We start from the raw sequence: 14,163 nt of genomic DNA on the forward strand, positions 1-14,163 counted from the left end.
AGTTCGGGAAGTTGGTGGTGAGGGGGAGGCGGGAGTCAGAGGGTGTTCGCCTCGGAGGGGGCCGGCGGTCGCCAGGCGAGCAGCCGGTGTTCGAGCTTGCCGATCAGCCACTCCGCGCCGAGCACGATCACCGCGATGACGAGCATCGTGGCGAACACGCCGTTGGGGTCGAAGTTGTTCTGCGCGGTCTTGATGACCAGGCCCAGTCCGCTCTGTGCCCCGAGCACCTCGCCGACGAGCGCACCGACGATGGCGAACCCGAAGGCGCTGTGCAGGCTGGCGATGATCCAGGTCAGCGCGGAGGGCACGATGACGTGCCGGGTGATCTGCATCCGGGAGGCGCCGAGCACCCGGACGTTGGCGAGGACGTTGCGGTCGACCTCGCGCACACCCTGGAAGGCGTTGAAGAAGACGATGAAGAACACCAGCACCGCGGCGAGCAGGATCTTCGGGGTCACGCCGATGCCGAAGGCCACGATGAAGATCGAGCCGAGGACGATGCGCGGGATCGCGTTGACCATCTTGATGTAGGGGCCGAGCACGTCGGACAGATAGCGGCTCTGTCCGAGCGCGACGCCGAAGACGATGCCGGCGAGGGAGCCCACGACGAAGCCGACCAGCGCCTCCTGGATGGTGGTCCAGATGTTGGAGTAGAAGGAGCCGAACTGGGTGCCGTGCTGGAAGAGATCGATCAGCCGCTGCCAGATGCCCGAGGGCTGCCCGAAGAAGAACGGGTCGACGATGCCCCAGGTGGTGAACGCCTGCCAGCCGCCGATCACGAAGACCGCAAGGCCGACACGGCCCGCCCACAGGCGCACCAGGCGGCGCCGGACGGCACGCCGCGCGGCGCTGGTGGCGGGGCTTTTGCCGCTGTCGGAGACGGGGACGACGGAAACGGTGGGCGTCGTACTCATTCCTTGCCTCCTGCGGTGAGTGCGTAGGCGCGCTCCACCTCTTCGCGCAGCGTGTCCCAGATCTGGTGCTGGATCTCGATGAAGCGGGGCTGGAAGCGGATCTCCTGGACCGAGCCGCGCGGGCGGGGCAGGTCGATGTCGAAGACCGCCTTGACGGAGCCGGGGCCGGAGGTCATGACGACCACCCGGTCGGCGAGCGCCACCGCTTCGTCCAGGTCGTGGGTGATGAAGACGACGGAGGGGCGGATCTGCTCCCACAGGGTCAGCAGTTCGGTCGACATGATCGCCTTGGTCTGCACGTCCAGGGCGCCGAACGGCTCGTCCATGATCAGGATCTTGGGTTCGTTGATCAGGGCCGCGGCCATCGCCACGCGCTTGCGCATGCCGCCGGACAGCTGGTGCGGGTAGCGGTCCTCGAATCCGGCGAGGCCGACCCGGCGCAGCCAGTCTCGCGCCGATGCCTGGGCCTGCTGCTTGGGCACCCTGCGGAAGACGGGGCCCATCAGCACGTTGCCGAGGACGGTCTTCCAGGGCAGCAGGGCGTCGCTCTGGAACATGAAGCTGACGCCGTCGGTGATGCCGTCCACCTCACGGCCGCCGACCTTGACGGAGCCCTCGGTGGGCCGGTCGAGGCCGGACACCATGCTCAGGGTCGTCGACTTGCCGCAGCCGGTGGGACCCACCACGGCGCAGAACTGGCCCGGCTCCACGGTGAACGACACGCCTTGCAGCGCCGTGAACACCTCACCGGCCGGGGTCAGGAATCGCTTGGTGAGCCCGGAGATCTCGATGCGCGCGCTGTCGCTGCCGGTCCGGCCGGCGTTCGGGCTCGTCGCGACATCGTTTCGCGAAGCCATAGGGGCTGTCTCCTTCCGTCCTCGGAGGTCGAGGAAGGCAGACGCTAGAGGCAGCCGGGTGTGACGTCGCTGTTTCCGAGCTATCTCGCGATAGTTGCGTAAAGCGCGCTTCTGCTCGTTTTGCTCACTGGACGGAGGGTGGGCAGCGGCCCGGCTCTGAGGCACAATCGCGCCACCCAGGCACCCCGACCCAGGCCGTGCCGGCACGTCGCACCACCGGAACGAAGAGGAACCCGTGACACCCATCCGTTTGCGGACAGGCCGCGGCGGAAAGCGGAGGCTTTCCACGCGGATCCTCGCCAACCAGCTGCTCATCCTCGCGCTCACCGGCCTGATCGGCTTCATCCTGTTCGCCTTCGCGCAGCGCGCCGAACTCGACCGCTCCTACGAGCAGCGGGCCCTGGCGATCTCCCGAACCACGGCCGCCGACCCGCAGATCAAGCAGGCCATGGAGCACGAGGGCCGCGGCGATGTGGTGCAGAACGTCGCCGAACGGATCCGCCGGGCGTCCAGGGCGTCGTACGTGGTCGTGATCGACCTGCACGGCGTCCGGCACTCGCATCCCATCCCGGCCCTGATCGGCGAACCGGTGGCCGAGCCGATCGTGGTCAAGGACGGCCGCGCGCACGTCGGCACCGACCAGGGCGCGACCGGCCGGTCCGCCAACGCCAAGGCCCCTCTGTACGGGCCCTCCGGCGCTCTGGCCGGCGAGGTGTCGGTGGGCATGCCGGAACGCGACGTGCTCGGCGAGCTGTGGCGCGAACTGCCCACCTTCGCGCTGTACGCCACGATCGCCACCGCGATCGGCGCGGCGGCGGCCTCGCTACTGGCACGGCGGCTGAAGCGGACCACGTTCGGCCTGGAACTCGAGGAGATCGCCGGTCTGCTGCAGGACCGCGAGGCGATGCTGCACGGCATCCGCGAAGGCGTGGTCGCCTTCGCCCCCGACGGCAGGATCACCCTCGTCAACGACGAGGCCCGGCAACTGCTCGGCTTCGGCAACGCGCTGGGCCGCCGGCTGGAGGAGGTGATGCCCGACGGCCGGCTGCGCCACGCGCTGGACGGCACCCTGACCGGCACCGACGTCAGCGTACTGACCGACGACCACTGTCTCGTCGTCAACCGCATGCCGGTCACCCTGCACGGCCGTGAGCTGGGCGCCGTGGTCACCGTACGCGACCGCACCGAGCTGATCGGCCTGCTGCGCGAACTGGACTCCGTGCGCGGACTGACCGACGCGCTGCGGGCCCAGCAGCACGAGTTCACCAACCGGATGCACACACTGGCCGGCCTGCTGGACATCGGCGAGCACGCGTCGGCGTACGAGTACGCCATCGAGACCGCCCGTTCCGGGCAGGCCCTGACCGAGGCCGTGCGCCGGCACATCGGAAACCCGCTGCTGGTCGGGCTCATCGTGGCCAAGACCACCGTCGCCGCCGAACGCGGGGTGCGCATCGTCCTCACCGACGACTCCGCGCTCGGCGACGACCCACCGCACCTGCGCCGGCTCCTGACCATCGTCGGCAACCTGCTCGACAACGCCATCGACGCGACCGCCGAGGCACCGCCCTGCGACGACGCCCGCCAGATCCGGCTGACACTCGTGGAGAGCGACGAGTTGATCTTCGTACGTGTCGCGGACAGCGGCCCGGGCATCGCCCCGGGCTCCTCCCAGTCGATCTTCGAGGACGGCTGGTCCACCCGCCCCGAGCGGGACACCGCGCGCCGCGGCCTGGGGCTGGCCCTGGTGCACCGGTTGGTGCAGCGGGACGGCGGCACCATCACGGTCAGCGAAGGCCCGGGAGCGGTGTTCACGGTCGTACTGCCACATCCCGATACGGCGCCGGCACCACAGGATGCGCTGATCACGACGGCTTTGCCGATGGTGGGTGACCGCTGATGATCCGGATCCTCGTGGTGGACGACGACTTCCGGGTCGGGCAGATCCACAGCGACTACGCGCGCCGGGTCCCGGGTTTCGAGGTGGTCGGCGAAGCGGCGAGCGTGGCCCAGGCGCTGACCGCCGTCCGCACGCTGCAGCCGGACCTGCTGCTGCTGGACATCTTCCTGCCCGACGGCAGCGGACTCGACGTCCTGCGCAGGCTCAGCCAGGACCAGGGCGACAGCCGCCCCGACGCCCTCGTGATCACCGCGGATCACGACATCTCTTCCGTCCGCGCCGCGATGAAACTCGGCGCGGTCGGCTACCTGGTGAAGCCTTTCGGCTCCGCCGACCTCGCCGAACGGCTCGACGCCTACCGCCACCTCCGCGAGCGCGTGGACGCGCTCAGCCGGACCGCCACGGCCGACCAGGCGGACGTGGACGCCCTGTTCAGCGCGGCCCGCCCACCCGCCGTCCCCCGCATCCCGGCCAAGGGCCACTCCGCGCCCACGCTCAGCGCGATCCATCAGGCCCTGCGCTCCGCGCGCAGCGCCCTGTCTGCCGCCGAGGCCGCCGAGGCGACCGGCGTCTCCCGCGCCACGGCCCAGCGGTACCTGTCCTACCTGGTCAAGGAAGGCATGGTCCGCCTGGAACTGCGCTACGGCACCAACGGTCGCCCCGAGCACCGCTACCGCGTCGGTCGCTGAATCCGGCCGGGACCACTTCCCAGCGCCGACGCGGAGCCTCATTCATAGCCGGCCCAGCCGGCCCAGCCCGGACGCTGATTCCACGCTTCACGACTCGTCAGCGTGCGTCGATCAGTTGACCTAGTCGTTCACCGACGGCGACGGCGACACAGTCGTCATCGAGGGGGTGGGGGCGCCGGAACTCGGTTCGGCCGAGCCGCCGTTCGCGACGGGTGGCGGCGAGGAACTCGTTGCCGCCGTACTCGGCGCGGCCGAGGGGGCGTCCGTGACGGGTGATGAGGCGCTCGGGGTCACGGACGGGGATGCGCCGTTCGTGGGGCCGCTGGACGGGGGTGGCGTCCGGCCGAGCCGTGTGAGCACCGCGTCGACGACCAGGCCGTTGCCGTCGGTCGTGAGGATGACCGGGTCACCGACGTGCAGGAGCCGATCGCAGCCGAGGTTGGTGAACGTCTGGTTCGCACGTGCGGCCAGGAAGCCGAAGAGGTTGGGTGCCGTCCCCGGGTCCGGCGAGGGCGCGGTCTTGAGAAGGGCCTTGTCCCTGAAGACCCGCTGGACTCCGGCGCCGTCGCCGAAGAGGGTCCTGCAGAACGCCGCTCCGTTCCCGTCGCTGCCCGCACCGACCCGGGGCATGTCGACGCCCGCGCGATAAGCGTTCGTCTTGCGGACGCTGGTGCGGCCGTCGACGAGCGTCATCGGGTCGTTCTGCGGGACCAGCGCGATCGGGGCCCGCTGGCGCGCCGCGGCGGACAACTCGTCCAGCGGCAGGGCCGAGGAAGACAGGTTGTCGCTGGACTGGTTGGGCACGGTGAACGGCTTGCAGCCCAGGGCCGGGTCGATGAAGTGGGTCAGCAGCAGGTTGTCGCTGCCGTTGGTGAGAACCTTGGGCTGCGCGCCGGCCGACGGCCCGGCCTTGCCGCCGTGCCGGTGATGACCGTAGCGGGGGGTGTCCACGCGCACGCCGTTGCGCAGGGACGCCCTGCTCGCGGCGTTGTCCTGGGCGATACGGCCGTTGGCGTCGGCGAGGTACCGGGTGACCACGTTGTCGCTTCCGTCCTGGTCCACGACGGAGAAGTCCCGCGTGGTCGGACAGGGCGAGCCGTCCTTGGCGGTGCCCAGTGCCGGGATTTTGAGGTGCTTCTTGGCCGTCCCGGTCTTGGCGGCGCGGAAGAGGGCAGGTGCGTTGCAGTACGCGAACTGGCCGAAGACCGATCCCGGCACACCGTTGACACACTTGCCCTGCGCCAGGCTGTCGTAGTGCCCGCTCGACTTCAGCCTGAGCTCGGCGCTGTTGAAGCCGAACCATATGCCGACCGTCGAGCCCGTCGGCACCTTGGGGCGGACGGTAGGGGCGGCAGGTCTCGTCCCCTTGTCGATCACCAGCGGGTCGTACACGCTGAGGCGGCCGTCCTTGGTCAGAATCGCCGCTTCGACGAACGCCGCCTGGTCGGGATTGGCCTCATGGCAAGGCCCCTTCGCGGGGTCGGTCGCGACGAGTTTGTAGGGCGTGGCCAGTCCCCGGGCGGAGAGAGGGTGTTCGGGAACCACCAGGGTGCAGTTCGGATCGGGCGTGGCGGCCTGTGCGGCTCCGCCGCCGTTTCCCTGTCCGCGATCATGGTGTCGGGCGCCCGCCGCGAACACCGATCCGGCGACGACGGCCAGGATCACCGGCCCGCCGATCACTGCGAACGACCACTTCGACCGCCTACGGCGGGCATGATCTCCCCGTCCACCGTGCGGTGCCTGCGTCGAGTTCTTCCGAGGCACTGGTTTTGCTCCTCACTGTGCTTCCCTCCCGGTGGGGCGGCCCACGTTGGGCCGGACGCGCGTTGGTCATCGCGCTGCTCAGCCCGCTCACCGGAGGGGTACATCTCCGCTCCATCCGACACGGTGGGCTCACGCGGCCCACGTACCGGATTCGGCGTCCAGCGACGTTAACAGCGCCCGCCTGGACACCACACAGCGCTTTGCCAACGAAACGAATGCTCCGCAAGGCGGCAAAGGAGTCCCCCGCCGGCACAGAGGAACCGCTGAGCACCAGGGCTCAGTTGTTCGGACGGGAAGCCGTAGCCGGCGAGCACGGCGGAAGACCGTGAGAAAAATTGCGATAGCGACACTGAATGGTCACGGAAAGGTCAAGCTGCCTGGGTGCACCCGGGGAAACCGGTCCCTGGAACATTGCACGCAGCGCTGGCACATTGCACGCTGAGCGAGCCGACGTGGCGTCAACTGGCCCTGTTCGCAGGGGCGGCGGCAGGACAGGATGGGCGTGAAGCCCCGCCGCCGGACGGTGCACCGGTATCCCGGACGCCGACGCCCCGGTAACTCCGGCGACGAGAACGAAAGCAGGCGGATGACTCACGCGGACACCACGCATACCGCGCCCACCGCGACCACCCCGATCGATCTCGCCGCCCTGGGCGAGGACTTCACCCGCGATCCGTACCCCGTCTACGCGCGGTTGCGGTCCCGCGGCCCGGTGCACCGGATCCGGATGCCCGGAGGGGCGGAGGCGTGGCTGGTCGTCGGCTACGAGGCCGCGCGGGCGGCCCTGGCCGACCCACGGCTGTCGAAGGACTGGGACCTGGCATCGCCCGCGCTGGGCATGACCACGGTCGCCGCAGGCCGGCACATGCTCTCCTCCGACCCGCCCCACCACACCCGGCTGCGCAGGCTGGTCGCCAAGGAGTTCACCCCCCGCCGGGTGCAGGACCTGGAGCCATGGGTGCGCCGGATCACCCACCGGCTGCTGGACGCCATGCTGGCCTCCCCGGACGGGAGGGCCGACCTCGTGCGCACCCTGTCGGTTCCGCTGCCGATGTCGGTGATCTGCGAACTCCTCGGAGTGCCGGCGCTGGACCGCGACGACTTCGCGGCGGCGTCGAACACCGCCCTGGCCTCCCCCGACCCCGCCGAGCAGCGCGAAGCGGCGAGGACCACGTCCCGCTTCATCGGCCAACTGCTGGCGGACAAGAAGCAGCGCCCGGGCGATGACCTGCTCAGCGCGCTGATCCGTACCTCGGACGAGGAGGGGGACCGCCTCACCGCCGACGAACTGACCGGCACCGTCTGGCTGCTGATGGTGGCCGGATTCGAGACCACCGCGAACCTGATTTCGAACGGCGTGCTCGCGCTGCTGAGCCATCCCGACCAGCTGGCCTTGCTCCGAGCCGACCCCTCGCTGATGGAGAACGCGGTCGAGGAGATGCTCCGCTACGACGGCCCGGTCGAGACGCCGACGTACCGGTTCACCACCGAAGCCGTCGACATCGCCGGCACCACCATTCCCGGTGGCGGACAGCTCGTCCTGGCCGCCATCGCCGACGCCGACCGCGATCCGGCGCGCTTCCCCGACCCGGACCGATTCGACATCCGCAGGACCGCCCACGGGCACGTCGCCTTCGGCCATGGCATCCACTACTGCCTGGGGGCTCCGCTTGCCCGCCTGGAGGCACGCGTCGCGATCGGCGCCCTGCTCGAACGCTGCCCTGATCTCGCCCTCGATGCCCACCCGGCGGCTCTGACGTGGCGGGGCGGCGTGCTCATCCGGGGGCCACTCCACCTGCCCGTGCGATATCGCTGACGCCCGGTTCCTCACCCGCGGTTCCGGTCCGCCACCGCCGGAGAACGGATCAACTGCTTCCGGGCCGGCGAGAGTACGACCTCGGCCACGTACAGGGCCCACGCGAAGAGCGCCAGAAGCAGATCCGGCCGATTGAAGCCGTCGGCGGGCTTGCGGAGGCTGAGGACCCTCGTGACAAATCAGGTTGAGGTAGGCCAAGGCGCCCGCGTGCCGTGCGTGAGGTCACCATGGCAGCATCCGGGGTGCGCGAGTCCGCGCGTCGCCGCAGCGGTACGGTGTGCGGCAGTCGATCGCGCGTTCTGCGGTCGCTGACCGATCAGGGGGTTCCATGAAGCACCGCCGCCCGCGCCCACGCAGCAGAGCGATCGCCAGAGCGGTCGGTTCGGCGGGTGCGCTGGCCGTCACGCTGGGTGTGGGGATGACCCCGGCGATGGCCGCCGGGAAGACGTCGGACAGGCCTACGGCCACCGGGTTCTCTCCCGACGATCCCGAACCGAACACGAACTGGGCGCCCGAGAACGACGAGGGGCCGCTGGCCCAGAAGTCAGTGCACCCTGAGGCGTTCGCGGCTGGCCGCACGGCCGCGTCCCCTCTGCAGCTCAACATGCCCGCGCCGACCGGGCCGTACAGCGTGGGCATGGTCGGCCTGCACCTCGTCGACTCGTCCCGTACGGATCCGTATGTGGGCGGCAAGCGCGAGGTGATGGTGTCGCTCTGGTATCCGGCCACCTCCACGTCGGGGCACTATCAGGCGCCGTGGCAGCCGTCGATCTCCGGGGCCCATTTCCTCGCCTCGCGCGGGCTCTCCCCGCAGCAGGTGACCCTGCCGAGGACCGCGGGCCATGTCCTCGCCCCGGTGAAGACCTCGCTCGGCAAGCTGCCCGTCCTGCTGTACTCGACCGGGCTGCACTCGGACCGCTCCATGGGCACCGCGCTCGCCCAGGATCTCGCCAGCCGCGGCTACCTCGTCGTCACCGTGGACCACACCCACGACGCCAACGAGGTGCAGTTCCCCGGCAGCCGGCTCGAGGTCAACAGGATGCCGTCGGGCACGCACTCCTCCGACACGCTCAAGGTGCGCGCGGCCGACATCAAGTTCGTCATCAACGCCCTCGGCAAGATCAGCAGTGGCGGCAATCCGGACGCCGGCCACGCGACGCTCCCCGCCGGGCTGGCGCAGTCGGTGGACACGTCCCGTATCGGGATGTTCGGCTGGTCCCTGGGCGGCGCGGCGGTCGACACCGCCATGCAGCTCGACAAGCGCATCGATGCCGGTGCCAACCTGGACGGCCAGTTCTTCGGGACGGCGCCGAGCAAGGACCTGGACCGTCCCTTCATGCTCTTCAGCTCGGGCAGCCACAACCGCAACAACGACGGTTCGTGGCGCACGCTGTGGTCGCATCTGAAGGGGTACCGGGTCGACGTCCAGCTCCATGGCGCGGCGCATCTGTCGTTCAGCGACCAGGAGTGGATGGTGCCGCAGGAGGCGGGCCTGCTCGGGCTCTCCAAGGCTCAGCTCCAGCAGCAGTACGGCACGATCGACCCGAACCGGGCGGTCCAGGTCCAGCGTGTCTACCTCGCCGCCTTCTTCGACCAGGAGCTGCGTCACAAGCACAGCACCCTGCTCGACGGGCCCGCCGACAAGTACCCGGAGATCTCGTTCGTCCGTTGACCGGACAAACAGACCGGAGAAACCGGCCGGACAGCTGCTCGGACGCCGGAAGGGACGGGCCCGTACGCGGGCCCGGTCCTCGGCGTGTCGACGGTCCGGGCCGGTCACGCATGCCCCGGCGCCCAGGGGGTCCCGTTAACTTGTACGACACGTGGGGCGAACACGTGATGGTTATGTGACAGTCGGGGGCTAGGATGTTCGTTCCATCGAACATTCGGGCGCTCGGCGCCAGTTGAGGAAGGATCCCCTCCCCTGCCCTCCGCACCCCGGGCGCCGCGCCGACACCGCAACCGTCGCCGCGCCGATATGCCGATGCTTGGCGGGGTGCGCCCGCCTATAGCCTCACTTGTCGTACTCCTCCTCGTGGTCGCCGCCCTGACCGTGATCGGCATCGACGGCGTCCGCGCCGGAGCCATCCCGCAGGCCGTGCTGAACGGGGAGCAGCAGATCGCCGCGGACACCGCGCAGTCGCTGCGCACCGCGATCGACGCCGAGGCGAGCACCGTACGCCGCACGGCGAGCGCGTACTCGGCGACGAGTACATCGACCCCCGCGACCACGCTCAAGGCGCTGACCTCTGCCAGGAAGGCGGTCCTCGGCGGTGCGCTGCTCGACCGGCGCACCGGCAAACTGCTGGCGGCCGGCGGCCGGACGGTGCCGCTGGCCGGGGTCAACGCCAGAACGGCAGCCGGGCACGGGGCCGTCCCGCCCCGGCTGGTGACCTCCGGCGGCCCACCGCAACTGCTCTACTTCGCCAGGGTCACCCTGCCCGCGCAGCAGGAGGACCCCGACCAGGACCAGTACCAGGCCCCGAACCGGCCCGAGCGGCAGTGGCTGCTGGTGGTCACCGAGACGCTCCCCACCCTCACGGCGTACGGCGACGGACGCACCGCCGAGGTCCTGGACCAGACCGGCACGGCGCTCGCCACCGCGGTCCATGGCAAGGCGTCGCCGGCTGCCTCCGGCGGCGGTCTGCCCGCGAAGGCGGCCCGCGCGGCGCACGGATCCGGGAGTGACACCGACGCCTCCGGAAGCCTGCTGGGCGCCAGCAATGGCAGCCGGCGCACCGTGGCCGGCTGGGCCCAGGTCGCCTCGGCGACCGGTCCGGGCGACACCGACGGCCTCGGCCTGGTGGTGCTCACCTCCCATGCGACACCGGCCACGACCACCGCCGCCGACTACTCGCGCTTCGCGCTCGAGGCCGCCGGAGCACTGGCCGCACTCGCGCTGCTGCTCGGGCTGGCGCTGTACTTCTCCGTGCAGCAGCCACTGCTGCGGCTGTTCCTGTCCGCCGGCCGTCTGGCCCGGGGTGCGGCCCAGGACTGGCCGACCGCCTCGGCGGAGCTGTCCCGGCCGGTTCCGGTGCACGGCTTCGGGGAACTGGCCCGGATCGGGCGGGCGCTGGACTCACTGCGCCGGCAACTGCTCGGCGAGAGCGGCCCGCAGGATTTCCCGGCCCGGCGTGGGCCGGGCTACCGGGCACTGGCCGTGATCGGCGTGCTGGTGGTCGGCTGCTGGGCGGCGCCGATGGTCTTCCTGCTGAACCGGGCGGACACCGTGAGCGCGGTTCCGTCCCCGGTCCTGGCCGACCAGCAGGCGCGCGCCGAGATCGCGTCGGGCCGCATCCGCCAGTCCCTCGACCACTCGTACACCGACCTGAGCGCCGCGGCCTCGAGCCTGCCGGGCAAGAGCCGGGCCGCCCAGACCGCGGTGCTGCGGCAGTCCCTCGCCGACCACAAGCAGTACCGCTCGCTGTATCTCCTGGACCGCTCTGGCGGCATCACGCTGAGGGTGGGCGGCACCCCGCTGCGTACCCTCGTCCACGTGCCCGAGGGCGGCGGGATCACCACCGTCAACACCTCGGGCCGGATCCCGGCGATCGCCGCCTACGCCCAGGTCCAGGCCGTCAAGGGCAAGACCAAGGCGGCCGGGGTGGTGCTGTTCGGCGAGATCGACGTGAAGGCGCTCAATTCCATCCTGCCCAGGCCGAAGCTGGGCAGCGTGTGGGTGACGGACGGCCATGAGAAGGTGCTGGCGGCAAGCGTGGGCTACCGCGCCTTCCAGTCACTGCCCGATTCCGGCCTGACCCGTCTGGCCCGGTCCACCCAGAGCGCCCCGGGGACCGCGGGCACCGCGACCTCCGCGGTGCACCTCACGTCGTCCGGCCCCTCGGTCGACGCCGCCGCGCCGCTGGCGCAGAGCGGCCCGACGGCACGCCTGGGCTGGCACGTGGTGACCGCGGAGCCCGCGGCAGCGCTCCAGATCCCCGCGGTGCAGGCCGAACAGCGCACCATGCTCGCCGGCATCCTTGGCCTCGCCGTCGGTGCGGCCTGCCTGGGCTGGCTGCACGTCGTGGTGATCCGGCCGCTGCGCGCGGTCGCCGTACTCGTCGAGCGGCTCGCCGGCGGAGACCGCCGTACCGTGCTGCATCCGGTCAACCACGACGAGATCGGCTCGGTCACGCGCAGCCTGGAGCTGATCCGCCAGGCCCTGGCGGAACGCGACCGGGCGGCCAGATCCAGTCACGCCGTCGGGCCCTCCCGGTCCCTGCGTGAGAACACCCTCCAGCGGTAGAAGGACGGAATCGGCGTGCTTTTTCTCTATGTCATCGTCCTGATGTGCTGCACCGGGTTGTGGATCGCCGGAATCGTGGAGCAGCGACGGCACTTCGCCTCGCTGGAGCAGATACCGACGCGGGTGCTGGTCAACGGCATCCGCGGCAAGAGTTCGATCACCCGGCTGTGCGCGGGCGCGCTGCGCGGCGGCGGCCTGGTCACGGTGGCCAAGACCACCGGCACCGCGGCCCGGTTCATCCATCCGGATGCCACCGAGGAACCGGTGTACCGCAAGTTCGGTATCTCCAACATCGTCGAGCAGATCGGCATCGTGCGGCGGGCGGCGACCTACCGGCCGGACGCGCTGGTGATCGAGTGCATGGCGGTGATGCCCGCGCTGCAGGAGACCAATCAGGAGAAGCTGATCCGTTCCACGATCGGCGTGCTGTGCAATGTCCGCGAGGACCATCTGGAGGAGATGGGGCCGACGTTGGACGACGTCGCCCGCTCGCTCTCCCGCTCGATGCCGGTGGGAGGGGTGTGCGTGACGGCGGAGAAGGATCGGCTGCACATCCTCCAGGAGGAGGCCGACAAGCGGAACTGCCGGCTGATCGCTGTCGATCCCGAGTCGGTGAGCGACGCCGAACTGCGCGGCTTCAGCTGGTTCACCTTCAAGGAGAACGTGGCGATCGCGCTCGCCGTCGCCGAACTGCTCGGCGTGGAGCGGCAGACCGCGATGCAGGGCATGTGGGACGCGCCGCCCGACCCGGGCGTGCTCTCGGTGGAGCGCTACGTCACCCCCGAGGGCAAGAAGCTGCGGTTCGCCAACGTCTTCGCGGCCAACGATCCCGAGTCGACGCTGATGAACGTGAAGCAGCTGGAGGATCTGGGCGCGATCAGACGGCCGATCAACGTGGTCATCAACTGCCGCCCGGACCGGGTGGAGCGCAACGGCCAGATGGGCGCCATCATCCCCGACCTCGCCGCCGAGACGGTGTTCCTGATCGGCCATCCGACCAAAAGCGCCCGCGATGCGATCCCTGCCGGCTTCACCGGGCGCGTCGTGGACCTCGGGGGCGATCGCCGGGACCCCGAGGAGCTGACCGCGGCGATGCTCGCGGAACTCGGCCCGGCCTCCTCGCTGGTGGCGATCGGCAACATCCACGGTCAGGGCGAGCTGTTCCTCGAATGCCTCGCCGAGCTGCCCCTGGACGAGTCCGAGGACCTGCTCGACGCCGTTCTCGACGGCGACGGCCTGGACCAGGAGACCATGCAGATCGCCATACCCCGGCCGCGGGTCTCGGTGGCCCGGCCGCCCGAGCCGGAGCCCTACAGCTGGGTGGCACCGCTGGAGACACCGACGTACGCCTTCCGCATCCCCGAACAGCGCGACCTCGCCCGCCGGTTCGCCGCCCGCCATGGCCGGTCCGACGAGCAGAGCTCCGCAGACGACCCGCACCACTCCCCCGACCGGCACCACTCCTACGATCCGCCCCAGTCCACGAGGAACCAGTGATCCCCGCCAACCTCACCGCACAGACCGCCGCACTCGGGATCGCCCTCGGGCTGGTCTTCTCGCTCGTCTGCTACCTGACCACCAACCTCTCCCCCGGGGGGATGATCACCCCTGGCTGGATCGCCCTCACCCTCGTCACCGACGTGCGGATGGCCGGGCTGATGGTCGGGGTGGCCGCGCTCTCGTACTTCACGACCAAGCTGATGCAGCGCACGGTGATTCTCTACGGCAAGCGGCTGTTCGCCGCCGTGGTGCTGTGCGCGGTACTGATGCAGACCACCGTGATGCTCGCCCTCAGTCACGAGTTCCCACTGCTGTACACGTCACAGACCCTTGGCTTCATCGTCCCCGGCCTGGTCTCCTACCAGATGGTCCGGCAGCCGCTGGCGGCCACGGTCATCTCGACCACGGCGGTGACGCTGGCCACCTACGTGGTGCTGGTCTCCGGTCTGTTGATGGGCGCCCTGCCCACCGCCTGAC

The 14,163-nt window shown here is 70.4% G+C and carries 10 protein-coding genes; 7 read left to right on the forward strand and 3 right to left on the reverse strand.

What is annotated here, in order from left to right; translation table 11 throughout:
• Nucleotides 1-35: 35 nt before the first annotated feature.
• Together ACIBN2_RS28490 and ACIBN2_RS28495 are read right to left on the reverse strand one after the other, a co-directional pair.
• Complete coding sequence (locus ACIBN2_RS28490) at nucleotides 36-914, reverse strand: ABC transporter permease (protein WP_399138468.1); 879 nt, start codon at nucleotides 912-914, stop codon at nucleotides 36-38.
• Complete coding sequence (locus ACIBN2_RS28495) at nucleotides 911-1,771, reverse strand: ABC transporter ATP-binding protein (protein WP_399138470.1); 861 nt, start codon at nucleotides 1,769-1,771, stop codon at nucleotides 911-913. The genes ACIBN2_RS28490 and ACIBN2_RS28495 overlap by 4 nt, the downstream gene beginning before the upstream one ends.
• A gap of 235 nt (nucleotides 1,772-2,006) precedes the next feature.
• Between ACIBN2_RS28495 and ACIBN2_RS28500 the strand changes: the two genes are divergently transcribed.
• The gene (locus tag ACIBN2_RS28500; protein ID WP_399138472.1) at nucleotides 2,007-3,671 is read left to right on the forward strand and encodes an ATP-binding protein; all 1,665 of its coding nucleotides are present in this window, start codon (nucleotides 2,007-2,009) and stop codon (nucleotides 3,669-3,671) included.
• Entirely contained in the window at nucleotides 3,671-4,360 is a 690-nt protein-coding gene (locus tag ACIBN2_RS28505; RefSeq protein WP_399138473.1) for a response regulator, read from the forward strand. Before ACIBN2_RS28500 ends, ACIBN2_RS28505 begins: the two co-directional genes overlap by 1 nt.
• A 120-nt stretch (nucleotides 4,361-4,480) precedes the next feature.
• On the opposite strand, the gene ACIBN2_RS28510 is transcribed toward ACIBN2_RS28505, so the two are convergent.
• A complete protein-coding gene (locus tag ACIBN2_RS28510; protein WP_399138475.1) occupies nucleotides 4,481-6,040 on the reverse strand; it encodes a hypothetical protein in 1,560 nt (519 codons plus the stop codon).
• Nucleotides 6,041-6,710: 670 nt separating this feature from the next.
• Between ACIBN2_RS28510 and ACIBN2_RS28515 the strand changes: the two genes are divergently transcribed.
• From ACIBN2_RS28515 to ACIBN2_RS28535, 5 genes are all read left to right on the forward strand, one after another.
• The gene (locus ACIBN2_RS28515) at nucleotides 6,711-7,940 is read left to right on the forward strand and encodes a cytochrome P450 (protein WP_399138477.1); all 1,230 of its coding nucleotides are present in this window, start codon (nucleotides 6,711-6,713) and stop codon (nucleotides 7,938-7,940) included.
• A 328-nt stretch (nucleotides 7,941-8,268) separates the two neighbouring features.
• Complete coding sequence (locus ACIBN2_RS28520; RefSeq protein WP_399138478.1) at nucleotides 8,269-9,612, forward strand: alpha/beta hydrolase family protein; 1,344 nt, start codon at nucleotides 8,269-8,271, stop codon at nucleotides 9,610-9,612.
• 324 nt (nucleotides 9,613-9,936) lie between these two features.
• A complete protein-coding gene (locus ACIBN2_RS28525; protein ID WP_399138480.1) occupies nucleotides 9,937-12,186 on the forward strand; it encodes a HAMP domain-containing protein in 2,250 nt (749 codons plus the stop codon).
• Nucleotides 12,187-12,201: 15 nt separating this feature from the next.
• Nucleotides 12,202-13,683 carry a poly-gamma-glutamate synthase PgsB gene (gene pgsB, locus ACIBN2_RS28530; RefSeq protein WP_399138482.1) on the forward strand — a complete coding sequence of 494 codons (1,482 nt, stop codon included), beginning with the start codon at nucleotides 12,202-12,204 and terminating at the stop codon, nucleotides 13,681-13,683.
• Nucleotides 13,680-14,162, forward strand: coding sequence for a poly-gamma-glutamate biosynthesis protein PgsC/CapC (locus ACIBN2_RS28535; protein ID WP_399138484.1), 483 nt, complete (start codon nucleotides 13,680-13,682; stop codon nucleotides 14,160-14,162). Before pgsB ends, ACIBN2_RS28535 begins: the two co-directional genes overlap by 4 nt.
• Nucleotide 14,163 lies beyond the last annotated feature (1 nt).

It is taken from the genome of Streptomyces sp. NPDC050534 (genome assembly GCF_044457745.1).
Lineage (GTDB): Bacteria > Actinomycetota > Actinomycetes > Streptomycetales > Streptomycetaceae > Streptomyces.

Coding starts and splice junctions, on each gene's coding strand:
- ACIBN2_RS28490 (WP_399138468.1), bottom strand. CDS start 914: ATGAGTACGACGCCCACCGTTTCCGTCGTCCCCGTCTCCGACAGCGGC.
- ACIBN2_RS28495 (WP_399138470.1), bottom strand. CDS start 1,771: ATGGCTTCGCGAAACGATGTCGCGACGAGCCCGAACGCCGGCCGGACC.
- ACIBN2_RS28505 (WP_399138473.1), top strand. CDS start 3,671: ATGATCCGGATCCTCGTGGTGGACGACGACTTCCGGGTCGGGCAGATC.
- ACIBN2_RS28515 (WP_399138477.1), top strand. CDS start 6,711: ATGACTCACGCGGACACCACGCATACCGCGCCCACCGCGACCACCCCG.
- ACIBN2_RS28520 (WP_399138478.1), top strand. CDS start 8,269: ATGAAGCACCGCCGCCCGCGCCCACGCAGCAGAGCGATCGCCAGAGCG.